This window comes from Thiorhodococcus minor (assembly GCF_010820565.1).
Taxonomy (GTDB): Bacteria; Pseudomonadota; Gammaproteobacteria; order Chromatiales; family Chromatiaceae; genus Thiorhodococcus; species Thiorhodococcus minor.
In genome coordinates, this window is the sequence record NZ_JAAIJQ010000070.1 from 1 (window position 1) to 23,560 (window position 23,560).

The window sequence follows — 23,560 nt, forward strand, 5'->3', positions numbered from 1 at the left end:
CCCCTGCTGAGCCCCAAGCTGCGCCGTGCCGTCGCCGCCATCCTCGACGACCAGGTCGAGGCGCTGCAGCGCGACCGAGTGAGCGTGCGCTTCGCCCCCGAGCTGGTGCAGTACGAGGCCGCCAGCGACCGGGTGCGCATCAGCGGCAAGCAGGTCATCACCGGCCCCGGCGCCGATCCCGTGACGCGCCCGCGCACCTACGAGATCCAGGTCGCCTTCCGCAACTACCGCCCGCTGATCACGCACCTGGATGCCTACCAGGATGCGCGGGCGCGCAAGGACCGAACAGCCGATGCCACAACGGTTGTCGGCCCAGCGATCTCGGCGCCGTGACGCCACAACACCCCTTCACCCCGTCGATCAAGGACTCGAGCCATGCCGCGCTGCCGCTTTCATCGCACCTCTCTCCTTCGCGCGTTGACGCCCCTGGTTGTGCTCATGGCGGGTGTCAGCGCGGCCGCGGCCCAGCCCGATAACCCGGGCATCGCGCTGCCGCCGATCCCGGACGCGGTGCTGGCCGGTGAGCGAACCCTGCGCCCGGAAGATGTTGGCGGGCGCTTCCTGCGGGTGAAGGCCGAGCCGTCAACGCAGACGCCGCCCCACCTCGAGGTCGGTCCCATGACGGTGCAGGCCGCCATCGGCGTCAACCTCATCCTCGAGATCGCCGTCGATCATCTCAACCGCATCCTCACCCCTTTCCCGAGCCCACAGGTGCGCACTGTCTCCGACGCCAGCACCCGTGTCGACGGCTCCGCGATCTATGTGGCGACCGCGAGCGAGGGCCCGGTGACCCTCTTCGTCAGCGATGCCTCGGATCCGAATCACGCCCTGTCCCTGACGCTCGCCCCGCGGCGCATTCCCCCGCGCGAGATCCGTCTCGTCCTGACCGACCCGCTGCCGGATCCGAGTCCGATCGCCGCGCCGTCCGCACCGGCCGGCGCCACCGCGCCCGACTACGTCACCGCCCTCACCGAGGCCATGCGCGCCCTGGCGCGCGAGGAGATCCCCGATGGCTACGGGTTGCGTCAGGCGCGGCGCCAGGAGACCGTGACCTGCGTCCAGCTCGGCCTCGAGACCCGCCGTGGCCAGGTCCTCGAAGGCAGCGACCTCTGGCTGGTCACGGCCCTGGTGCGCAACACCACTGACACTGAGCTGGAGATCGAGGAGCGCGCCTGCCGCGCCGACCTCGACGGCGACACCGTCGCGGTGGCCGTCTGGCCGCGGGTCTGGTTGGCCCCGGGCGAGGCGGTGGAGCTCTATGTCGCCGTGCGGCGTCCGACGCCGGAGGAGCGTCGTCCTGAGCGTCCGTCGCTGCGCCGGGCGGGAGGCCGCTAGATGCCGGTGATGCCCACCGACACCTGGGAGCGGCTCTCGCCAGGCCTGCGCCGCTGGCTGCTGATCGGCGCCGTGCTCGGTGCGGTCGCGCTGATCGCGGTGATTGCCCTCGACGAGCCGGCGACCCCGGGCAGCCGCGCCGAGCAGGCGCGTGAGCGGCTCACCCGTTACCTGCTGACCGACGCGGATCCGCGCGCGCTCGGCATCGACGGGCTGGCCAATCGCCTCAGCCAGCTCGAGCGCGAGCTGGCCCAGGCGACGACTCGCGAGCGTCAGCGCGGCCCCGGCGAGGCGGCCGCGCTCAACCGCCAGGTCGAGCAGCTGCGCCAGTCCCAGCAGACCGAGATCCAGGCGCTCCAGCAGGAGATCACCGGGTTGCGCGAGGCCTTGGAGACGCGTCCCGGCACCTTGACTGAGACGCCGACTCCCCCCAAGGCACCGGAGCCGGTTACGCGCGTGCCAGCGTCACCGCCGCCCGCCAAGGCGCCGGCCCTGGATGATCCGGCACTCTTCGCGCCCAAGCCCGCGTCACCGCTCAGTGCGCTCAGCCCGCAGCCGGCCGCCCAGGCCAGGCCGGCCAACGGGGAACTGACGATTCGCGTGGTCGAGCAGGCCCCGACAACGCCCTCGGCGGCTGCAACCACCAAGCCGGCCGGCGATCCCGCGGACACCGCCATCATGATCCCTGCCGGAAGTCTCCTACGCGGGGTCCTGCTCTCCGGCATGGACGCCCCGACCGGCCGCCAGGCGCGCCGCGATCCCTATCCGGCCCTGGTGCGCCTCAAGCACACCGCCATCTTGCCCAACCGCTTTCGGGCCGACGTGCGCGAGTGCTTCATCACCGTGGCTGGCTATGGCGAGCTCTCGAGCGAGCGGGCTTTTCTGCGCACCGAGGTCATCACCTGCGTGCGCCGCGACGGCGGCATGATCGGGTTTCCGGTCGATGGCTATCAGGAGTGGCCGAGCGAGACCCTGGTGCAGGTGATCCTCTGGGCCTCGCCGGACATCGAGGGACCGCTCGCGGTGATGAACGGCCTGCGCGCCGAGCTGCGTCATCCCTTGCTGCGCGCGGCGACCGCCGAGCGGGCGGCTTTTCTGCGCGCGGGTGTCGCAGCCCTCCTCATCCGTCAGTCCGAGACCCGGGAGCGCGAGGTTCAGGTCCTGGTGACGGTGAAGCTGCCCCTGTCCACGCCACTGCCCAGCGCGGCTGCACCCGGCACATCAGGCGGCCCTCGACCTGCGCGCAAGCACCGAGCAGGTGCTCGCCACCGTCGGGCTTCAGCCCCGGCCGTTGATGGCCGGAGACCTGGTCCGGCTCATGAGCAGCCTGCTCAACTGGGGACCGGAGGCGACCTGGCGCGAGCGGGTGACACCTGAGGCCGATCCGACCCGCATCCTGCGCGAGCAGTTCTTGGACCCGGATCAAGGGATCGAGGTCGATGCCCAGGGACTCACGCTGGGCGAGTGCCGGGTGCAGACCCTGTCGGTCAAGCGTTTTCCCGATCGCCTGCACTTCGGGATCGCCGCCCGCTATCTGAGCGATCCCTTCTCGGGGACGCGCGGCATCCCGCACAACCTGCTGGTGTGTCTCAATCTCCGCTTTTCCGAGCCGGAGACCACTCGGACGCTGCTCCAGACCCAAAGTCAGTGGGCGACCAACATGGCGACCGGACCGATAGCGGTCTATTTGCCGCGCCTGGCCGAGCGGGCGCGTGGCTTTCGGGTGCTCTTCGAGCGTCTCGATGCCGGCGACCGTCCGGTGCGGGCGCACCTGGGATTGGTGCTGTTCGCGCCCAAGGACCAGGCCACCGCCGCCGCCTCGAACCTGCGCACCTATTGGCGCGAGCTGGGCTTTCAGGTGGTGAGCGACCGCTTTTTCACCCTGCCGCTGCTTCTCAACTGTCTGCCCTTCGGCGCCGACCGCACCGCCATCCGTGACATGCAGCGCTACCGCACCCTGGCGGCCTCGCACGCGGTCGACCTGATGCCGGTGCACGGGGACTGGAAAGGGACCGGCACACCGGTGTTGAACCTCATCAGCCGGGGCGGACAGTTGATGAACCTCTCGCTGTTCGACTCGGCCTCCAACTACAACGCCTGCATTGCCGCCCAGTCGGGCGCCGGTAAGTCCTTTCTGACCAATGAGTTGATCTCCACGACCTTGTCGGTCGGGGGGCGCTGCTGGGTGATCGACGTCGGGCGCTCCTACGAGAAGCTTTGCGAGGCCCTCGACGTGCAGTTCCTGGCCTTCACCCGGGAGGCGCGGATCTGTCTCAATCCCTTCGAGCTGGTGGTGCATTGGGACGAGGAGGCGGACATGATTGCGGCCCTGGTCGGGGCCATGATCGCACCCTCGGGCGGGCTCGACGACTATGCGCGCTCGGGTCTCAAGCGGGTGCTCAAGACGCTGTGGGATGCCGAGGGGCGGGCGATGACTGTCGACGGGATCGCCGCCGCCCTGAGCGCCGAGAGCGATCCGCGGCTCCAGGACCTGGGGACCCAGCTCTATCCCTTCACCACCCAGGGCGAGTACGGGCGCTTATTCAACGGCCCCAACTCGATCGCGTTCTCCGCGCCCTTCGTGGTCTTGGAGCTCGAGGAGCTCAAGGGCCGCAAGCACCTCCAGCAGGCGGTGCTGCTGCAGCTCATCTATCAGATCCAACAGGCGATGTACCTCGGCGAGCGCGACCAGGCGAAGCTCGTCATCCTCGACGAGGCCTGGGACCTGCTGAGCCAGGGCGATGTCGCCCGCTTCATCGAGACCGGCTACCGGCGCTTTCGCAAATACCGCGGAGCGGCGGTGACGGTCACCCAGTCGCTCAACGACCTCTATGCCCATCCGACCGGACGGGCGATCGCCGAGAGCTCGGCGCACACCTTTCTCCTGGCCCAGCCGGCGCAGGCGATCGATCACGGGCTACCCAGCGGATCGCGCTCGGCGAGTGATCGTGCGGCTACGATGAGACGGGGCTCTCGCGGGAGAGCCGGATCCGAGTGCCGCTCGCGGACGGGCGGAACGACTGCGTACGTTGGGTGGGACAGCTGGCCGATGTCTGCGGGGGCGTCGGATGGCCCGAGCCTCGCGGGTGCCCAGCTGCCGGAGCTCGCCGGTATCAGGGTCCTGTCGCTCGCGCCCGCGCCTTATCCGTGACGTCGCGGACCGCGCGCCCCATGGGGGCGCGGCCAGGAGCGCATCGCTCTGCCTTGCGGCGAGGGGCGCTTGGGCCATGTCCTGCGCGAGCGGGGCGAATCCGTCGTGTTGAGCTGGGCTGAGGCTGCAATCGCGAGGCACAGGGTTGCCGCTTCAGGAGCCAGCTCATGCCGAAGACGGTGTCCGGTCATTACCTGCCTCCGCGGCGAGTGCCCTTTGCGACCTGAAAGGCGATGCCCCAAGACGGGGCTTCGTCCTGTGGAGCCGCATTCTGCGCCGGCTCCAATCGTCCGTCCGTCGGCTCAGTACTTTCCCGCCAGCTTCATGATCGCCTTGTGGATACTGTGATAGGTCAGTCCTGGCGTCACATACATCACGGCACAGGTGCCGGTGCGCAGGTTGATGCCGGACTCTTCGGCGAGGGAGACGGCTTCGGGCGTCTCGTGTGCCATGTGGATCCAGACATCGTGGAGCCCGGCTTGCTTGGCCGCAGCGACCCAGTCGCGCGTCTCGGATTTGGGTGTCTCGATGATCAGCGCCTCGACCGATTCCGGCAGGGCGGTTAGGTCCGGATAGGCCGGATCACCGTCGATCTCGGTGGTACTGGGATCGATCGCGTAGACGGTCTTACCCAGCCGCTTGAGCCCAAGGTAGCTTAGGATCGGGAAGGGCTTGACCGCCGAGCGACCCACGAGGGCAAAGCGCTGGTGGTCGAAGAAGGTTTCGTAGTTCGAGGGCATAGACAGGACTCCGATTGATGGGGGGCAAGAATGGGTGGACGCCGGTGATTCGATTAGCCTGCGGAGCGGATGTGGGGCGCTCGGCTTCAGTTCGCGGGATCAGCACGGCTCGGGCCTGCAGCCATTCTGAATCGCAACGGCTCTGCTGATCTCGAAGCGGCAGATCGGCCCTCTATTGAAACGCGCCGATGCGCGGTTTGCATTGCGAAATATCTGGGTAAGATACTCGGGAATGGTTCACGAATCCCAAGGCAGGGGGCAGTCGGCGAGCGTCCTGCACGCTCGGCGTCAGAACAAGGGGACGGCACGGGTGCCACTGTTGCGCGAGCGATCGATGTTAACGAACTGTCGTCCCGAGAGCGCGACCCTGTGGATCCTGCCTCTCTGGGTGCCGGATGAGTCAGGATAGACGAAGACTCAGAGCGGTCGCTCTTGCTCCAAAGTGGACTGACTCAGGTGTACCTAGAGCGGAAACTCAAGACCTCTCGGTCACAGTCCGCGTTCATCCGGATCGCCGACGCGCACCCTGTTCACGGTTTACAGACACCCTTATCGGAGCTTGAGAAGCACGGTTGGCTCCGCGGGACGGGCGCCTTGAGGCAGGAGCCCAGCGCCGCGGGCGAAGCGCCTTGCGGTCTTTTCTGGATTGCGGGCGAGGGCGCGCACTGAGCCGGCCCGGCAGGGCAGGGCAATTGCCGATCTTCTTCTACTCTTCTCCTCACCCGCTCCGCGCAGACTCGGCCGCGAGCCCTTTCGGTACCAGGGGATCGTGAGACGACTCCCGACTCCTGTCCTTGGCCAACAGCACATAGATCGAGGGCACCACGAACAGGGTGAAGAGCGTGCCGATCGCCATGCCGCCGACCAGTACCAGGCCAATGGAGTTTCTCGCCGCGGCCCCGGCGCCGGTCACCAGCACCAGCGGAAAGTGTCCGGCGATGGTCGCGACGCTGGTCATCAGCACAGGGCGCAGACGGATCATGGCCGCCTGATGCACGGCCTCGAGCTTGCTCAGGCCCTGCTGCTGGAGCTTGCCGGCGAACTCGACGATCAGGATGCCGTTCTTGGCGATCAGTCCGACCAGCGTAACCAGTCCCACCTCGGCATAGATGTTCATGGTCGTGGTCCAGCCGCTGGTCCAGTGCGGCATATTGGGGTCGGGCATCTTCAGCACGGTGAAGATGAGCGCGCCGAACATCGCCAGTGGCACCGAGCCGGCCAGGATCACGATCGGGTCGCGGAAAGAGTTGAACTGCACGGCCAGGACCAGGTAAATCATCAGCACGGCCAGTGAGAAGGCCGGCAGGAACTTGTTGCCCTCTGTGCGTAGCTGGCGCGACTCGCCGGTGTAGTCATAGCTGTAGCCGGGTGGCAGGATCTCGCGCGCGGTGTCTTCGAGGAAGGTCAGCGCTTCATCCAGGGTGCGGGCGCTCATACCTGAGAGCTTGACCGCGTTGAGCTGCTGAAACCGATTGAGCGAGCGCGCCACGACACTGTCCTCGATGTGGGCGACGGCTGACAGCGGCACCATCTGCCCATTCGGGGCGGCGACATGGATGTTGCCGAGCTGCTCGCTGGTCAGGCGATCGACCCGCTTGATGAGCGGGATCACCTTGTAGCTGCGCCCGTCCATGTTGAAGCGGTTGACGAAGTCGCCGCCGGTGGCGACGGCGAGGTCGGCGCCGACCTGGGCCAGGTTCATACCGAGTGCGGCGACCTTGTCCCGATCGAAGACCAGAGTCGCCTGGGGCTGGTCGATCTTCAGGTCGATGTCGGGGGGGAAGAAGAAAAGCCCGCTCTGCGCGGCCCGTGTCTGCAGCTCTTTGGCAAGCTGGAGGAGCTGGTCTGCGTCACCCGTCGAGGTGATGAGAAACTCGACCGGGAAGTTGCTGCCGCCCGGCAGCGCCGGCGGCGTCGCCATAAAGACCTGGATACCTGGGATCTTCGCGACCTCCGCCTGCACCTCCGGCAGCATCTGCGTGACTGTCCGGGTACGCTCGCCCCAGGGCGCGACGACCATACCGCTGAAGCCGTCGGCGCCGACGGTCGCGCCGATCGAGGGGGGGAACAGGAGCTGGAAAGTCTGCTCTGTCTCCGGGACATCGAGCATGACTTGCTCGGCCGCTTTGGCATAGCGGGCGTTCTGATCGGTCGTCGCGTTGGCCGCGACGTTGATGATGCCGAACAGGACGCTCTGGTCCTCGGTCGGGGCCAGCTCCTTCGGTGAGAACAGAAACATCGGAATGGTGCAGAGGCTCAGAACGATCCACACCAGATAGACCGCAGGCCGGGCCTTCAGGGTGGCGCCGAGCGCGCGCCCGTAGGCCGCGCGCAACGCATCGAAGCGTCGGTTGAGCCAACCGGTCAGGCCGCGCTCCTCGTCTTGGGCGCTGCGCAGCAGCTTCGCCGACATGGTCGGCGACAGGGTCAGCGCGACCACACCGGAGATGGTCACGGCCCCTGCCAGGGTAAAGGCGAACTCGCGAAACAGGGCCCCGGTCAGGCCGCCCTGCAGGCCGATGGGTACATAGACCGAGACCAGCGTGACCGTCATCGCGATGATCGGCGAGATCAGCTCGCGCGCGCCGACCAAGGCGGCCTCGCGCGGCGTGCGGCCCTCGCGCAGGTGGCGCTCGACGTTCTCGACCACCACGATGGCGTCGTCGACGACCAGGCCGACCGAGAGCACGATGGCCAGCAATGTCAGCAGGTTCAGCGTGAAGCCGAACAGCTGCATCAGAAAGATGCCGCCGATGAGCGACACCGGGATGGCGAGCACCGGCACCAGCACCGAGCGGACCGAGCCCAAGAACAGGAAGATCACCAGGATCACGATCAGCAGTGTCTCGGTCAGCGTGACGGTGACCTCGTGGATGGCGTCGCGCACGTACTCGGAGGCGTCGTAGCCGATGCTGGCGTCGAGGCCCGCTGGCATGGCCTGCTGGAGATCCGACAGCTCCGCGCGCACGGCGCGCATCACGTCGATGACATTGGCATTGGGCTGCGGGAAGACACCGGCGAAGACCGCCGTCTGGCCGGTGTAGCGCACCTGGGTGTCGTAGTCCTCTGCGCCGAGCTCGACATCGGCGATGTCCTCGAGGCGCACGATGGTGTCGCCTTTCTGGTAGACGACCAGGCGGAGAAAGTCCGCCGGGCTGCGCAGATCCGTGTTGGCCGCCAGGGTCGTCTGCACCAGGGCGCCCTTGGTGCTGCCGATGGCGGCCAGGTAGTTGTTCGCGGCCAGGGCCTCGCGGACCCGCGCGGGGCTGATGCCGAGCGCCGCCATGCGCTCGGGCTTGAGCCAGACGCGCATCGCGAAGGTGCGCGCGCCGAAGATCTCGATCCGTTGTACGCCAGCGACCGCCGCCAGGCGCGGCTGCACGACTCGGATCAAATAGTCCGTGATCTGCTCCTGCGAGAGGATGTCCGAGGCAAAGCTCAAGTAGGCGGCGGCAAACTCGGAATCCGCCGATTGGACACTAATGGCCGGCACCTGCGCCTCGACGGGCAGGTCGTTGCGCACTTGATCGACCTTCGAGGAGATGTCGGCCAGGGCCTTGGTCGAGTCGTAGTCGAGCTTCAAGCGGGCCGTGACGATGGAGATGCCCTGCAGGCTCTTGGATTCGACGTAGTCGATGCCCTCCGCCGCGCCGATGGCGCGCTCCAGCGGGGTGGTGATGAACCCGCGCACCAGCTCGGCGCTGGCGCCGACGTAGACGGTGGAGATCTGCACCGAGGCGTTCTCGCTCACCGGGTACTGGCGCACGCTCAGCGTGCTCCAGGCGTTCAACCCGGCGATGACGATCAGGAGATTCACCACGATGGCGAGCACCGGGCGGGCGATGAAGAGGTCGGTAAAGCCCTTCACGACGGCGCGTCCTCAGGAGTCGCGCGGCTGCGGCGCGAGGCTGGCCTCGGGGGCCAGTCGGTTGTCGATGACGACCTGCATACCGCTGCTCAGCTTGAACACGCCTGTGGTCACCACCGTTTCGCCCGGGCTCAGCCCGTCGGTCACGTCGACGAAATCGCCGCGTGCCCGTCCGAGACGGACGAACTGCTGGCGCAGCACCTGATCGGTGGTCTTCGCTGCGTCGTCCCGTCGCGTCTCGATCACGAACACCGAATCACCGTAGGGCGCGTAGAGCACGGCCGTTGCGGGGATCGGCAGGACGGGCTGCTGATCCGGGAGCACCACCTCGACCTTGGCGAACATCCCCGCGTGCAGCTGCTCGCCGGGGTTGCTGACCTGCGCACGCACGCGCACGCTTCGGGTGGTCGTGTCCACCTCCGGGCTCACCGCGATGATCGCCCCGCTGAAGGTCTCGTCCGGGGCGGCGTCGGTCGAGACGCGAACCCTCATACCCCCTTGTAAACGGCCGAGCTGCTGCTGCGGGACGGAGAAGTCCACGTAGATCGGATCCAGGGTCTGGAGCGACACGATCGGATCGCCTTCGCTCAGCACTTCGCCGAGATTGACCAGCCTCAGCCCGAGGCGGCCGCTGAAGGGCGCGCGGACCGTCTTCTTCGCGATCAGTGCCCGCATGTTGCCGACCTGTGCCAGGGTCTCTTTCGCCCTGGCCTCGGCGGCGTCGACGGCGTCCTTCGAGGCGAGCGCGCGCGCGTCCATCGCGCGAACGCGGGCCAGGTCGGCCTTGGCCAGGGCGGCCGAGGCCTCTGCCGAGGCGAGCTGGGCCTCCTCACTGGCGGTGTCCATCTGCAGCAAGACAGCGCCCGCCTCGACGTCCGCGCCGGAATCGAAGCCGATTCGCGTGATGCGTCCGCCGACCTCGACGCTAACGGTAACGCCCTGCACGGGCGCCAAGGTGCCGACGGCGACGATCGACTGCTCCCAGAGCGCCTTCTCCACCGTCATTGCCGTCACCGTCTCAGGCGGTGGCACCATGGTTTCGGCTGCCTTGCCCATCGCCGAAAACTGCTCGAGCTTGGCATAGACGATGGCCCCGACGAGGATCGCCACGGCGATCGCAGCAAGAAGCAATGTTCGTAGCATGTGCAATCCGAAGCTGAGCGAGGGCGCGCGGCTCGTGGTGCCGCCTTCAGCCCCACGCTCTGTCTGTGGTGATTGTGACGTCAGGGCGACGGCATGGATCTCCGCGCCGTACATCCCTGTCGTTCTCCCCAGCTCCGGGGCCTTCCCCAACCGGCTGTCTTCAGGAAGAAGCCCGGCTAGATGGGTCGGTTGCTCCAGAGCCATGGCTCCCCGCCGACCTTGGGGAGGCAAGGGATCAGCCTGTGACCTGAATCTCCACATTAACATCGTTTCCGCACACGGATCACCGCCGCCTTGGTGAGCGCCATGGTCTCGACCGGCGGCAACGAGATTCCGCCGGTGCGTATCAAGCTCACCTGGGGCCTGAGTCTGGGCGCCCTTGGGCTCGACGTGATGCGCACTGGCGATGTCAAACCGGTTCGCGCCATCATCGCGCTCGGGTGCAACCTGCCGAGCGCGGGCGTGTCAGGCCGCGAGCGCATGGTGTGAGTCGGCATTGGCGGTCGCTTGACCATAGCGCCGGCGGAGATCTTCGCGGATGCGAAAGGCGACGAAGTCGTCCCAGAGTCCGCTCAGGGTGATGCCGTGCAAGGCGAGCATGCTCTGCGCTGCGCTGACGATCCGGCGCATGCCGGCGCGCGCCATGCGGTCCTTGACCAGACAGCGGCAGCCCCCTTCGATGACGCCGGTGGCGATGGGTAAGCCGGCGGCGAGATAGGCGCCATAGGCCATGCGATGATGATGCGTCTCGAAATCCTTGGCGATGTGCTCGAGTGTCTCGCGCTGGGCTTGGGTGAGCCTCTTCGCCTGTTGACGCAGAGACGCGATGACCCGCCCGACGCGCCCCTTGAGGATGTGCTCGAGATCGCGCCTGGGCGCCTGTTGCGCCGCCTGCTCAGTTGGGTGCATCAGCTTAGCCGCCTCCCAGGCGTAACCGGCCGCGTGCAGCAGATCGAGGATTTCGGTGACGTGCTCGCCCGGGATGGCGGCACATGCGGCGTCCCAGAAGGCGGTTTGTCCGTCGATGAGCACCACGGTGGGATGGCTTTGATCCGGATCGCGCAAGGCGTTCTGCTGCGCGATCCAGGCAAAGATCTCCGCGTTCTCTGGTGCGATGGTCTCGGCCTCATCGCTCTTGAGGCAGGCGCGCACAGGCTTGTCCAAAGGCTTGGGCCGCGCGACGCTCGCCAGCGTGTTGGCGGCATCGGCAAACAGCGCCGCGAGCACCTGCGCGGGCACACGCACGCACGGCGCGATCCCATAGACCGCGCCCAGGATCGCCATCTTCTTCTTGCCGCGCTCGCCGCCGGTCTCGCTCGGGCGCTGGCAACTGCTCCCAAAACGCCTCTCCCTGCCTGCTCAGACGCAGCTGGTCGCGCTCGAGGGTCTGCTTGTCCTGGCGCACTCCTCCATCTCCCACAGGAGAGTCTCATCCGATATTGCGATGGGATCGACGGTGAGTCGCATCACGGCTACTGCGAGGCCCATCAGCCGGCAGATTCTTCGCTTCCTGGGATCGCCCCGCCAATCGGTAGACTGCTCGCGGTCGAGCGATCAGAAGGCGCGCCGCTGAGACCGTCGGTTGACCCGGCGCATCCGCAAGACGAGCGCGTTGACGAGCAGGAGCAACGCGCCGAAGAACACGAGAAGAGGGGGTTGGACGTCTTCAACACGCAAGCCGCGCCAGCGGCTGAGCCAGCTTAAGGGAGAGTTTCGTAGACGGACCTTGGCCACCAAATCATCGCGCTCTTCCTCTGAACCGATCACCGGGGCGATGGCGCACGGAACACGCCAACCCCGAGTGTTTCGTGGGTCGTGCCCGCAGGCACCACTGCGGGAGGCGAAATAGGCGTCTAGACGCGACAGAGGCGCCCTGAGGCGCCTCTAAGTCTTTGAATTTTGGAGCCGATGAGCGGATTCGAACCGCTGACCCACGCATTACGAATCCGAGCTACGGCTGCGAGTCACTTTTAATTCAACAGGTTAGCCGCTCGCGCACTGTGCAAAACCTGCCCTGAACAGTCCTGATTCAATCATCTCCAGCGGTGTGCCGGCACATTATCCGGCACACCTTTGGGCCAAGAGCTCAGTCGTTGTCCGGCAGTACGATGAGCGTCACCGACTGATGCGTCTGGATAGCAAGAGTGGTCTCCACGCCTTGTACGATCCCAAACTCGTCGCCAGTTTCCGCGAGGCGCATGGCACAACCAGTCAGCTTGAGCTGAGGGCGCGCGATCTTACCAAGAATCCCCCTGCTTCGCTCGTGCAATCACCGTGTCGGGGGGCCAGAGGGTCGGGCTGCGTCTGCCGAGCCGCTCGGGCGGTGCTCGACGCGGTCGCAAATAGCGAGAAACATGCGCCGAGATAGAGCGTCGGGCGCCGGTCGCGACAGCGTAGAGCGATGGCGGATTTCAAGCGCTCGGCCAGCCGTCTGGACCAAGTGGTGAGGAAGTCGCGCGATACCTGGAAAGCCGGAGAAGAGCCGGAGTGATTGGAAGGAGCGCGCGCTGGCCGCCGAGGACGGTGAAATGCCTTGTGAGGAGCCGCTCGAGCGCCGGGCGCTGTTGTCGCCCCCGGCGCGATCCAGCGGACCACGGCTTCCTGCCTGGTATAGCGGGGCCGCTGCCCAAGGCGCTCCTGCTTCAGCAGCGCTTCGTACTCCTTGGCGGCTTACTTGTCTTCGGTGCCAATAGACTGGCGTACTTCTTTGCCGTTTGGCGTGGTGAATCGCACCCACCACTTACGGCTGTTGGGTCTGCGGTAGAGCATGTCGGTTGCCCTCGTGGCTCTGCCGCCCGCGCCGTCACAGCGTAGCGTGAGCGCAGCCAGTTGGCCAAGTCTTCGTCGATGAAGACCCAGTGCTTGCCTGGCTTGGCGCTGGGAATCTCGCCAGCCGCCGCCAGCCGACGCAGCGTCTCCGGATGCATGCGCAGAAAGGCCGACGCCTCAGTCAGGTCGAGTGTTCTCATTGCGCTGCACCCATGCGCTCAGTGGGCCTGCATCAGAGGGACGGCGACGGCTTGGCCGCTTGGAGATGGGCGGAGCCTCGCCGTGCGGCCCAGGAAGAAGGTGCCCAGGGTCAACCACCGCGAAAAAAGCGCGGTTAATGGCGCGGCCGCGATCAGGCGGACAAGACTCAGTGCAACCGCTGGCGCGAGCATCTCGAACAGTCCCTCCGCTCCGCCGGTCTGCGCCCCGGTGCGCTGGCACGGTACCCGAGCTCACCCCGGCGGGGCTGCTGGCGAGCGGGTAACGGACATTCTGGGCGCTGGCGCACTCGAGCCGAGAGAACCGCGCCCTGTCGTCCGCCATCTTGGCCCTGAAAGCAGGCCGGCGGGCGGTTGAGTCGCCTGTGGACATGACGCATGGTGGTGCTCCTCCGAAGATGGGTGCCAGTTGTACGCTCCCCGCTTGCGGGTCAGGGTGGGAGGCTGCGGGTTCCCACTTCATCCGCTGTGGGCTCTTGGGGCTAATCGTGAGTGAAGCGCTATTGACTTCCGCTGTCAAGTGGTCGGGGGAGCGAGCGTCGTCTGAATGGGACGTCTCATGCGCCCAGGCGTCAAGCTCGACGTGTTATCCAGGGCGCGGGCGGATCGAGGCCGTCGGGGAGGGGTAGAGCAGGCGTCAAGCGTCCGGAGGCGTTTCATCCTGCCCGAGTAGAAGCTCGATCGCCTTGGCGATCCGTGTCCCAGCCGGTGGGTTCTCCAGGTAGCGCAGGACCAGGCGGGTCACCTCGTCACGCACCGCGGGATCGGCCATGGCCAGTCGGCGTGACAGATCATCGAGCAGTTCAGCGAGGGGGCGTTGCTCGGGATGGTCTGACGGAGCGGCACGGAAGGTCCCCGTCCTCGCAGTGGCGTCTCCCGCCTGGAGCATCGGGGCCGTGCCATGCAGGAGCCAGTAGGGATTCACCCCGCAGGTGCGTTGCAGCGCGTTCAGAGCCTCCCACTGCGGCTCGGTGATCCCGCGCTCCCACTGCCAGACTGCCTGTTTGGTAATCCCACCCGCGCGCTGCCCGAGCGCCGCCTGAGTGAGCTTCAGTTCTTGGCGAAGGATCTTCACGCGGTCGGCGACGGTGCTCATGGCGACAAGTTTACTTGACGATCAGAGAAGGTCAATTGACTTTTTCGGGCGAGAGTACTTTACTTTTCGCCATGATCACCAAATCCGACCTGATGGCCACGCTGGGCACTTTGGCCGCGGTGGCGAAAGAGGCCGACTGCAGCAAGCAGGCGGTGGCACAGTGGTCCGAGCGCATCCCGCTACGCAGCGCCGTCTGCATTGCGCGCAAAGGGCGCTGGACGCTGCACGAGCTACGCCCCGACCTCTTTGGGCCGCAGCCTGTGCCTTCAGGTGATCAGACAGCATGTCACTGACGTCTGTGCACCGCCATCGGCGCCGCGACTGATCCGCCTGGGTTGATGATCAAACGCCGTGGCCATCCGACTCGAAGACGCGGAGCTGGCCGCGCTCACCGGACAACGCCCTGAGCTGTGGCAGCTCTACATCCTGCTGAGGACCCTCATGGACTATCACACCGGCTTGGTGGGCGCGAACCGTCGCATCTCCTGGCGCAGCTTGCAGGAGGCGCTCTATGTCGAGCCCGGCCAGGGTCTGGAAGGCACCGGCACCCCGACCAAGGCCAAGATCCGGCGGCTCGCCGAGGGGCTCGCGCGTGCCGGTTTGCTGTGCAATCGCAGTGCATTGAAACAGCTTATTTTTTTCCTTCCCTTGGCCGCTACGGATCAGTCTGCGCCAAATAAACCCGGCACAAACCCGGCACAAACCCGGCATACCCATCCCGGCACCTCGGATTCCAGCAATGACGCGGCCTGCGGGCCAGATCCGCCCACAACCCGGCAGGTGGCGACTTCGAAAGGGACCGCGAAACCCGGCACCCTTCCGGTATCCGGTCTCCGGAAAGAAAAGACTGTGCTAACGCACAGGTCGCGCGCCGGGCCGTTCTCGCCGCTCGACGGCGATGTCGAGCCAGCTCCGTTGCCGGGAGCCCGTGACGGCTGTCCCGAAGATCCGGCGTCCATGCGCGCCGATCCCGTGCAGGCGGTCTTCACCTACTGGCAGCAGGTCATGGCCAAGCCGCAGGCTAGGCTTGACGCCAAGCGCCGAGCCGCCATTGCCGCGCGGCTCAAGGACGGCTACACGCCGGCCGCGCTCGAGCGCGCCGTCGATGGCTGCCGTGCCTCGGCTTGGCATCAGGGCCACAACGACCGCGGACGTGCCTTCGACGACATCGCGCTCATCTGCCGCGATGCGCCCCGCGTCGAGCAGTTCCTTGCCCTGGCCGCTGGCCAGCACGCCGAGCAGGCTGCGCTGGAGGCCTTCCTCAACCCCGACCCCAGTCCGCTGGAGGGGGAGTTCCATGTTGTGCGATCGCGATCGTAAAGCCTTCTCCGACCTGCTCGACGAGCTGGGCGAGACCTACGGCCAGACGGTCTCCGCGCGGCTCAAGCAGACCTGGTGGCGCCTGCTCGCCGAGCGGCTGGATCTCCCGACCCTGCGCCAGGTCCTGGATGCCCACCTGCTGGACGCCGAGCGCGGGCGCTACTTCCCGCGCCCCAGCGACGTGATTGCCGCGCTGGAGCGCGCTGGAGGCGGGCGCCCAGGCGCCGACGAGGCCTGGGCCCTGGCGATCGACACCTTCGACGAGGCCGCGAGTGTGTGCGTCACCGAGGAGATCCTCCTCGCGGCGGCGGCCGCCGCGCCGGTGTGGGAGCGCGGCGACCGGGTCGGCGCCCGCATGGCCTTCAAGGCCGCCTACGACCGCCTGGTCGCCGAGCGACGCCGGCAGGGGCAGCCGCCCCAGTGGCGGCTCTCGCTCGGCTGGGATCCGGCGCAGCGGGCGGACGCCGCCCAGCGTGCCGTGGCCACCGGACGCCTACCGCCCGAGGTCGTCCGCCATCTGCTTCCGACACCGGATGACGTGCATCGCCCGAAGCGGCTGACCGGAACCGTCGTGACGCTGCCGCAGACCGAGGAGGCCACCGCTCGCCAGCAGCTGCGGGCACTCCGGACGCTCATCCTGCGTGCGGTGCCGCCGGCAGCGGCGCCTGCAAGCGAGCGGGCGGACGCACGGCGTGCGCACATCGCGCAGCGCAAACGCACGGCCGCGAAGGCGGTCGCCGATCTGCGCACGCGCCGCGGCGCCCCATGAGTCGCCGCCGGGCTGTGCCGGGGAGACGACGCTTGCCGCCAGAGCGCCCCGCATCTTCAGACATCGTGTCAGACCTGCCGCAAAGGCTGAATCGCGCGGCTTCAAAGTCCTGCATTTGCAGAGCGGGAAGGGGATGGCATCCGCCAATCCGTTCGGCAAGGCGTCAAGATCGGCCATCTGTTCGCTGTGGACGCGGAGCGTGCCGAGGACTGGGATGACTGTCTTGGTGATTTCCGTTATGCGTGGTGATGCCTAGAGGCATGAGCCCCGGTGGACCACTGGGTCGTCTGGGCACGGGAGACGTGCTCGCTGGCTTGCGCGGGCCGCTATCCTGGGTCAATGCGGTTCGCACGATGTGTCAAGTGGTGCACAGGACGTCAATGAGCCGCTGTGCGAGACCTGCGGCGGGATGCGCTGGGGCGCTGCTGGCGGGGCTGGGCGATCGTGGAAGGAGACCTCGTCGGACGCGAGGGGCCGGCTCGGTGCGGCACGAGGATCCGCAGACCCTCGTGCTCTGGGCGGCATTGGCAGGTCTAGAAGAAGGACACCTGCCCGCTGATGCCGTTCTGCACTTGGTTGGAGCCGACGACGTTGAAGCCGCCGGTGGCGTTGCTCTGATCGACCGCGACGGCCTGCTCCTGGGCGAGGAGATGCGTGCCCAGATCGAGCGTCGGGCTGTTGAAGTAGCCGGCAAAGGCGCCGAAGGCATCTCCAGCGAAGGCGGCACCGCCGCTCACACCGCTCATGGCGGCCTTGTCGAGGGTGCGGTCAGCGGTCAGGTCGGTGATGGTCATCATGGTTGCTCTCCTAATCGAGTTTCAGTGCGTATCAAAGGGACGGGGTTGCTTAGGCGTCCTGGCCGGCGATGCCGTTCTGGGTCTGATCCGAGATCACCAGGTTGAGTCCGCCGATGTTGCCGGACTGGTCGACCGCAACGCCTTGGCTCTGCAGCAGGGCATGCGTCCCGCCGTCGATGGTCGGGGCGTTGACGATCCCGGTGCTGAACAGGGACTCGAAGTCGCTGAAGCTGAAGCCAGCGCGGACACTGGTCATGGCGGCTGCGTCGAGGTCGTTGCGAAGGGCGAGGTCGGTGATGGTGAGCATGATGGTTCTCCAAGCGGGTCTTCAGTGTTGTTTTGAATGTGCGGTGCTTTCGGTGCGCTTGCCTGGACTTGAGCAGTCGCCGTGCCAACTTCACGAAATCGGCCGCGAGGCCGCGTGAAATGGGGGCTCTGCGCGACCTCGTGAGGGTCTGGCTGGCCTTTAGGTCGATGTTGTGTTCGTTATTGGCGAACAGATGTGTCGAGAGTGTCGTTTCTACATTGAGACCGACAGTGCGTGCAGAAGACGCTTCAAACGGGGGGATAGACAAGCGAACGTGCGTCTCAGCGGGAGTGGGTGCGTAGAAATTGCGTGCGGACCTTTTGCGCCGCTGCTTTGCGCGTGGATGCAGAATCGGGGATTGTTGTGCGATCGGGAGAGACCTAGCCCGCTCTGCCAAGGTGAAGCGGACGTGGCAAGGCAAGATGTTCGAGCCCCCGCAAGATGCTCAAGCCATCTGCGGCGTTAGCGGCCCTCAGGGGTGGTGCGCGAGCTGCTCCGCCGCCCCGTCCTGCATCGCCTCCGCCAAGGTCGCGTAGGTTTCGGTCCAGGCGGCCCGGACCTCTGGAGTGAAGTCCTCGCCGAGCGCCTCACCCAGCGACCACAGCAAGGCCTCGGCCATCTTGGCGTCGTCAGGCCCGGTGACGCCGCAGCAGGCGTGCTGGGCGCCCAGATCCTCGAGCGCCGGGAGCAAGGCGTCGAGGTCGTCGAGCGCATCGACGACGGTATCCAGCATCGCCGCGAACTTGCGGTGCTGCTCGGCCATATCGGCCTGGAACAGATGCTAGGTCTCTGGGTGATGCGCAAAGAGGCGCGCGTAGAAGCCTTGGGCGGTCGGCTCGGCCAGTGGCTTGAGCTTGGCCCAGGAGGTGCGGACAAGGGCGGTCGCTTGCGGGGTCATCGGATGCTCTTCGAGGCTCTGCGGTCTCCGGACGTCACCAGCCCAAGAGCGGCGCTGGAAGCGTCACGCTAGCCGGCGGCGCCTGCGGTCAAGGCGGAGTCGGGTCAAGCCGACGCAGCCATCCGCACCAGCCCGGTGACCACGCCGAGGATCTGAACCGCATCGGGCGCGAGCCTGAGCGCGGCGACTTCGGGATTGGCGGGCTGGAGGCGAATGCAGGCAGGCTCGGCGTAGAAGCGCTTGAGGGTGACCTGCTCACCGTGGATCAGGGCGACTACGATGTCGCCGTTCTCGGCCGTCTGACGCCGCTCCACCACGACGATGTCGCCATCCGCGATCTGATCCTCGACCATCGAGTGTCCGCGCACGCGCAGTGCGAAGCTCTCCTTCCGCACCATGGGCGCTGGGACGCGGATGTGCGCGTCCGCCTCAATGGCATCGATGGGCTGGCCGGCACTGATCGCGCCGAGCAGCGGCAGCTCCGCGCTGGCCTCGGTTTGCGACGGCGCCGTGAGCGGCGTCCAGGTCAGATGGGTCCGGCGGTTGATGAGGTAGATGGGCGTGGTCATGAGGCCTCCAACAGACGAACCGGGTCGTCTCGAGGGGGTGGCCCGAGTCTAGCGGGACCCAGATGCGATGGCGACAGCAGGTGGCCGCTTGACGAACGCCTGCGTTTCTTCCAGTCCAGGTCTTGCCGCTGGCCTGCCAGTCTCCCGAGGCTGCTTCGGTGTGGGATCCGCCACCGGCCGCCAGCAGCGGGGCCGCCCATCGAGGGTGATCCCGCACCACTGTCCATCGGGATCGAGCGCGTGCTCGGTGCGTCCGCCGCGCCAACTGGCACCACCCAAGGCTTCGGGCGACCGATGCGCCACATAGGCAGGGAAGGGCAGGCGCGCCGGGGTGATGATGGTTGGTGCTGGCTCCGGCGGCTTCGCGCAGCCGCTGAGCATGGCGCAGACTATGGCGAGAAGGACGCGAGCGCGGTCGATCATGGGGTTGGATCCAGGCGTGCAAAGCCCATGAGCCTAAGCGGCCGACTCGCGCAATGCCGGCCGAAACGGTTCATCGGTCAGACCGGGGTTCTTCCGAGACAACGGTCACGTCCGCATTCACCGTTCTTGGTCGTCGTCTTGGCGACGGCATGCTTGGATAGACGCTCTGGCCAACCTCGATTGTCGGTGCGTCCACGCTCATGCCCCGCCTGCTGACCCGCTGCCGTGCCGCCTGGAGCGCCTTTCGCGCGGACCCGATCGACCGGGCGTCCGACGGTCGCCTAGCCGCTGGAAAGCCGGCCGCGCTTGACCTCGCCCCCGAGATTCCCCGCTATCCGCCGTTTCTGAAGGGCCTGCCCGTCGCCTCCACCACCCAGATCCTCGCCACCCAGCGCCCCCTCATCGCCGATCTCCAGGAGGCCCTGGCCTTCAGCGACGCGGACTACCAGACGCGCGTCCTCCCCCTGATCGAGCGCTATGCCGCCTTCGTTCATCTGCTGCCGGCCTCCGAGACGCATCACCATCGTGGGGCCGGCGGACTCTTCCGCCATGGCCTCGAGGTCGCCTTCCAGGCCGCCCGCGCCAGTCGCGGGCGGCTCTTCGCCCTCGATCGGCGGCCCGAGGAGCGCCGGATTCTGGAGCCGCGCTGGCATCTGGCGGCCTGCATCGCCGGTCTGCTGCACGACGTCGGCAAGCCGGTGGCCGATCTCTCGGTCATCGATCGGAGTGGCGCGCACCGCTGGCAGCCCCTCGATGAGACGCTGCTCGCCTGGGCGGGCACGCACGGTATCGACCGCTACTTCCTGCGCTGGACTGGCAAGCGGGTCCATCACAGCCATGAGCTGTTCACCAGCGCCGTGCTCCCGCAGTTGCTGACCCAGCCGGTGCGCCACTGGCTGATGGATCTTGATCCCCTGGTCTGGCTCACCCTGAGCCGGGTGCTGGCCGGGATCGACGACCAGGCGTTGCTGGGTCAGCTGATGCGTGAGGCCGACCAGGTGAGTGTCGCCCAGGACCTGCGCGAGAACCGCCTCGACCCGGAGGCCCTCGCGCTCGGCGTGCCGATCGAGCGCTATCTGATCGACACCATGCGCTCCCTGCTGCGCGACGGCACCTGGACGGTCAACGTGCCTGGGGCGCGGGTGTGGATCTTCCCGCCCAACCAGGTTCATCTGGTCTGGCCGGCCTGCGCCGACGCCATCGTCGAGCGGCTCGCCAGCGCGCGCATCCCCGGCATCCCGCGCGATCCGGACACCCTCGCGGACATCCTGATCGAGCGTCATCTGGCACAGGGCCGACCGCTCGGAGAGGGCGTGCCGGCGGCGCGCACCTGGCGCCTGGCCCCAGCCATGCTCGCCCGCGAGCCGCCGGTGGAGCTGAGCTTTCTGCGCCTGACGCGTCCGGAGCTCTTGTTCTCCGGCGTGGTGCCGCCGGCCACGCCCTTGATCACGATCAGCGCTGAGTCGGGTGTGTCGACGGTCGTGCTCAAGGACACGGATCCCGTGCCAGAAGCGCCGGCGGCGCAGGCCCCGGAGCGTCCCGCCAAGCCAGAAGCCGGGGAGGGCGCTTCCGCCGAAGGCGCGCAAGGTACTGGTGATCAGAACGCCGTCGCCGAGACGGCCGCGCCCTCGGAGCAGGACCAGGCCCGCGACTGGCTGCGCGCGCAGGGGCCGGCCGGGGACGTCCTGATCGCGTTGGCCGAAGCCTGGACGGAGGCACGCCTCACGGCCGATGCCTGCCCGCGCCCGATTCAGGGCAAGCTCTTTCTGCCCTATCCCCAGGGACTGGCTGGATGGGAGCGGACACCGGCCGAGCTCCTCGCGGCCCTGGCCGACCGCGACTGGCTGGAGCGCGATCCGCTGCGCCCGCTGCTCAAGGTCCGCGAGCACGACGGTGTCTCAGGCGTGTGGCTGACGCGTGGGATTTCGCGCCGACTGGTCGCCTTGGGGCTCGGCGATGCGTGCGCGACGGCCTATCCTCCCGAGCCAGGCGCGCAGGATCTGTCTGCTGGACAGGCGCCTGTCAGCGAACCGCCGCCGGCCAGAGGGGACACGACAGTCCGCGCACCAACGACGGCAACCGACTACGCCCGCAGCATCCGCCAGCGCCTCCTCGCGCGCGATCCGACACTCGGTCCCATCACCGAGTGCCCCGGCGCGCTGGCGATCCCGCTGCGCGGCCCCATCCTCGACGGCGCCCGTCGCGCCGGCATTTCCGAGACCGCCCTGCGCCGTGCCCTGGAGCGGCTGCCAAACGCCCGTCCGGTCGAGAAGGGCATCCTGACCCTTGGCCTATAACCCGCCCTGGCGGCCCAACTTCGAGCTGGCGGCGCTGGCGAGCTGGCTGGGTGTCGGGCTGCTCGCGGCCTGCCTCAGCGGCCTCTGGACGCTGCACCAGCGTCCCCTGCAGCTCACTGCCGTGCTCGCGATCCTGCTCGGGCTGCGCTGGCTGCCCGCCGCACTGCGTCACAGCCAGCGCCGCGCCCGTCTGGGCGGCCAACCGCTGAGCTTTCTGGATCCCGAGCGGCTGACCGCGCACGGTCAACGCCGCCCTGCCGACCTCTGGCTCGGCTGGGGCTTCGACTGGAGCGCCGAGCATGCCCAGCTCGCGCTCGATCTGATCCGGGTCGGTCCCGAGCGGATCGTGCCGGCCCATCCGGAGCTGGGTGCGCACTGGCTGCATGGCCTCAGCCCCCGCGAGGCGCCGGTGTGGTTGCCGGTCGCACATAGCGCCGGGCATCTACTGATCGTCGGCACCACCGGCTCCGGCAAGACCCGCCTGCTTGAGCTGCTGGTGGCCCAGGCGGTCGCGCGTGGGGAAGCGGTGGTCATCCTCGATCCCAAGGGCGATCAGGAGCTGCAGGCCTCGGCCCGGCGCGCCTGTGCGCGCCGCGGCGAGTCCCAGCGCTTCGTGAGCTTCCATCCCGCCTTCCCGGACCGCAGTCACCGCATCGATCCCCTCTACAGCTTCAACCGCGCCACCGAGCTCGCGAGCCGCATCGCCGCCATCATGCCGAGCGTCACCGGCAACGATCCCTTCAAGAGCTTTGCCCAGATGGCGCTCTCGCATGTCATCGGCGGGCTGATTACCGCCGGGGAGCGGCCCAATCTGGTCAACCTGCGCCGCTACCTCGAGGGCGGGGTGGAGACCCTGCTGGTGCGGGTGCTCAGGCGCGTCTTCGACGCGCAGATCCCCGGCTGGGAACGACGTGCAGCACGCTACCTCGGCAAGGCGCACGACGCGACCGCCAAGGCGCGCGGCCTGGTGCGCTTCTATCAGGACGTCCGCACCCAGCACCCCTCGACCGTCATCGACGGGCTGGTCTCGCTCTTCGAGCACGACCGGGTGCACTTCTCCAAGATGGTCGCGAGCCTGCTGCCGGTGCTCAACATGCTCACCGCCGGTGAGCTCGGACCGCTGCTTTCGCCGGATAGCGACGACCCCGAGGATCCGCGTCCCATCACCGCGATGGCGCGCATCGTCGAGCGCGCCCAGGTCGCCTATATCGGACTGGATGCGCTCTCCGACGGCATGGTCGGCGCCGCCATCGGCTCCATCCTCATCGCCGATTTGGCCGCCGTGGCTGGAGACCGCTACAACTACAGCGTCCAGCACCGTCCGGTGAATGTCTTCGTCGACGAGGCCGCCGAGATCGTCAACGATCCCCTGATCCAACTGCTGAACAAGGGGCGCGGCGCGGGCCTGCGCCTGACCATCGCCACCCAGACCTTCGCCGACTTCGCCGCCCGCACCGGCAGCACGGCCAAGGCGCGTCAGGTGCTCGGTAATCTGAATACCCTGATTGCGCTGCGTGTGCTCGACAGCGAGACCCAGGAGTACGTCACCGCCAGTCTTCCGAAGGCCCGCCTCAAGACGCTGATCCACACCCAGGCGACCTCCACCCAGCGCAACCCACTGCTGCACGCGGGCAACGTCGGTCAACAGCTGCGCGAGGAGGTGAGCGAGCTGTTCCAGCCGGCGCTGCTCGGGATGCTGCCGAACCTCCACTACATCGCCAGGCTGGCCGGCGGGCGCATCGTCAAGGGGCGGTTGCCGATCCTGCGGGCATCACGCGCGTCGCCGACGGCATCGGAAGCGCCGCGGGCGGGCAGGGGACCTCAGTCGCCCGGTGCGCGCGGGCCGGCCGACTGAGCATG

The 23,560-nt window shown here is 67.5% G+C and carries 20 protein-coding genes; 10 read left to right on the forward strand and 10 right to left on the reverse strand.

Annotated elements, in window-relative coordinates; genetic code table 11:
* The 4 genes from G3446_RS19195 to G3446_RS28995 form a co-directional block, all read left to right on the forward strand.
* Positions 1-333 (forward strand): TraE/TraK family type IV conjugative transfer system protein (locus G3446_RS19195; protein ID WP_245232603.1); only part of this gene is annotated, 333 nt, incomplete at its 5' end.
* 42 nt (positions 334-375) lie between these two features.
* On the forward strand, positions 376-1,335 hold the full coding sequence (locus tag G3446_RS19200; protein ID WP_164454459.1) for a TraK domain-containing protein: 960 nt from the start codon (positions 376-378) through the stop codon (positions 1,333-1,335).
* Complete coding sequence (locus G3446_RS28750) at positions 1,336-2,712, forward strand: TraC family protein (RefSeq protein ID WP_280818854.1); 1,377 nt, start codon at positions 1,336-1,338, stop codon at positions 2,710-2,712.
* A complete protein-coding gene (locus G3446_RS28995) occupies positions 2,594-4,486 on the forward strand; it encodes a TraC family protein (RefSeq protein WP_342450159.1) in 1,893 nt (630 codons plus the stop codon). Before G3446_RS28750 ends, G3446_RS28995 begins: the two co-directional genes overlap by 119 nt.
* A gap of 302 nt (positions 4,487-4,788) precedes the next feature.
* Here G3446_RS28995 and G3446_RS19215 read toward each other — a convergent pair whose 3' ends face one another.
* From G3446_RS19215 to G3446_RS19225, 3 genes are all read right to left on the reverse strand, one after another.
* Positions 4,789-5,226: a CoA-binding protein gene (locus tag G3446_RS19215; protein WP_164454461.1), complete on the reverse strand. Its 438-nt coding sequence runs from the start codon at positions 5,224-5,226 to the stop codon at positions 4,789-4,791.
* A gap of 718 nt (positions 5,227-5,944) precedes the next feature.
* Positions 5,945-9,094: an efflux RND transporter permease subunit gene (locus G3446_RS19220; protein ID WP_164454463.1), complete on the reverse strand. Its 3,150-nt coding sequence runs from the start codon at positions 9,092-9,094 to the stop codon at positions 5,945-5,947.
* 12 nt (positions 9,095-9,106) lie between these two features.
* A complete protein-coding gene (locus tag G3446_RS19225; RefSeq protein ID WP_164454464.1) occupies positions 9,107-10,237 on the reverse strand; it encodes an efflux RND transporter periplasmic adaptor subunit in 1,131 nt (376 codons plus the stop codon).
* Between the two features lie 306 nt (positions 10,238-10,543).
* Here G3446_RS19225 and G3446_RS19230 point away from each other — a divergent pair, with 306 nt between their 5' ends.
* A complete protein-coding gene (locus tag G3446_RS19230) occupies positions 10,544-10,726 on the forward strand; it encodes a hypothetical protein (RefSeq protein ID WP_164454465.1) in 183 nt (60 codons plus the stop codon).
* Here G3446_RS19230 and G3446_RS19235 read toward each other — a convergent pair.
* The 3 genes from G3446_RS19235 to G3446_RS19245 all read right to left on the reverse strand — a co-directional run bounded on the left by G3446_RS19235 (position 10,703) and on the right by G3446_RS19245 (position 14,320).
* A complete protein-coding gene (locus G3446_RS19235) occupies positions 10,703-11,521 on the reverse strand; it encodes a hypothetical protein (protein ID WP_164454467.1) in 819 nt (272 codons plus the stop codon). The genes G3446_RS19230 and G3446_RS19235 overlap by 24 nt on opposite strands.
* Positions 11,522-12,879: 1,358 nt before the next feature.
* Complete coding sequence (locus tag G3446_RS29230; RefSeq protein WP_164454469.1) at positions 12,880-13,206, reverse strand: helix-turn-helix domain-containing protein; 327 nt, start codon at positions 13,204-13,206, stop codon at positions 12,880-12,882.
* 655 nt (positions 13,207-13,861) lie between these two features.
* Positions 13,862-14,320, reverse strand: a complete 459-nt coding sequence (locus G3446_RS19245; protein WP_164454471.1) for a helix-turn-helix domain-containing protein — start codon at positions 14,318-14,320, stop codon at positions 13,862-13,864.
* A 14-nt stretch (positions 14,321-14,334) separates the two neighbouring features.
* Here G3446_RS19245 and G3446_RS19250 point away from each other — a divergent pair, with 14 nt between their 5' ends.
* The 3 genes from G3446_RS19250 to G3446_RS19260 are packed head-to-tail and all read left to right on the forward strand — an operon-like array spanning position 14,335 to position 16,409.
* The gene (locus tag G3446_RS19250) at positions 14,335-14,613 is read left to right on the forward strand and encodes a Cro/CI family transcriptional regulator (RefSeq protein WP_164454473.1); all 279 of its coding nucleotides are present in this window, start codon (positions 14,335-14,337) and stop codon (positions 14,611-14,613) included.
* Between the two features lie 58 nt (positions 14,614-14,671).
* Complete coding sequence (locus tag G3446_RS19255; RefSeq protein WP_164454475.1) at positions 14,672-15,640, forward strand: hypothetical protein; 969 nt, start codon at positions 14,672-14,674, stop codon at positions 15,638-15,640.
* Positions 15,618-16,409 (forward strand): hypothetical protein, encoded by a 792-nt coding sequence (locus tag G3446_RS19260; protein WP_164454477.1) that lies wholly within the window; start codon positions 15,618-15,620, stop codon positions 16,407-16,409. Before G3446_RS19255 ends, G3446_RS19260 begins: the two co-directional genes overlap by 23 nt.
* A 533-nt stretch (positions 16,410-16,942) precedes the next feature.
* Here the strand turns inward: G3446_RS19260 and G3446_RS19265 are convergent.
* The 4 genes from G3446_RS19265 to lexA all read right to left on the reverse strand — a co-directional run bounded on the left by G3446_RS19265 (position 16,943) and on the right by lexA (position 18,980).
* Positions 16,943-17,206 carry a hypothetical protein gene (locus G3446_RS19265; protein WP_164454478.1) on the reverse strand — a complete coding sequence of 88 codons (264 nt, stop codon included), beginning with the start codon at positions 17,204-17,206 and terminating at the stop codon, positions 16,943-16,945.
* A 49-nt stretch (positions 17,207-17,255) separates the two neighbouring features.
* A complete protein-coding gene (locus tag G3446_RS19270) occupies positions 17,256-17,513 on the reverse strand; it encodes a hypothetical protein (RefSeq protein ID WP_164454479.1) in 258 nt (85 codons plus the stop codon).
* 472 nt (positions 17,514-17,985) lie between these two features.
* Entirely contained in the window at positions 17,986-18,276 is a 291-nt protein-coding gene (locus G3446_RS19275) for a globin domain-containing protein (protein WP_164454481.1), read from the reverse strand.
* Between the two features lie 239 nt (positions 18,277-18,515).
* Positions 18,516-18,980 carry a transcriptional repressor LexA gene (gene lexA / locus G3446_RS19280; RefSeq protein ID WP_164454483.1) on the reverse strand — a complete coding sequence of 155 codons (465 nt, stop codon included), beginning with the start codon at positions 18,978-18,980 and terminating at the stop codon, positions 18,516-18,518.
* A 623-nt stretch (positions 18,981-19,603) separates the two neighbouring features.
* Here lexA and mobH point away from each other — a divergent pair.
* Both mobH and traD read left to right on the forward strand, forming a co-directional pair.
* Entirely contained in the window at positions 19,604-21,700 is a 2,097-nt protein-coding gene (gene mobH / locus G3446_RS19290; protein ID WP_164454485.1) for a MobH family relaxase, read from the forward strand.
* Positions 21,690-23,555 carry a conjugative transfer system coupling protein TraD gene (gene traD, locus G3446_RS19295; protein WP_245232605.1) on the forward strand — a complete coding sequence of 622 codons (1,866 nt, stop codon included), beginning with the start codon at positions 21,690-21,692 and terminating at the stop codon, positions 23,553-23,555. Before mobH ends, traD begins: the two co-directional genes overlap by 11 nt.
* Positions 23,556-23,560: the final 5 nt, after the last annotated feature.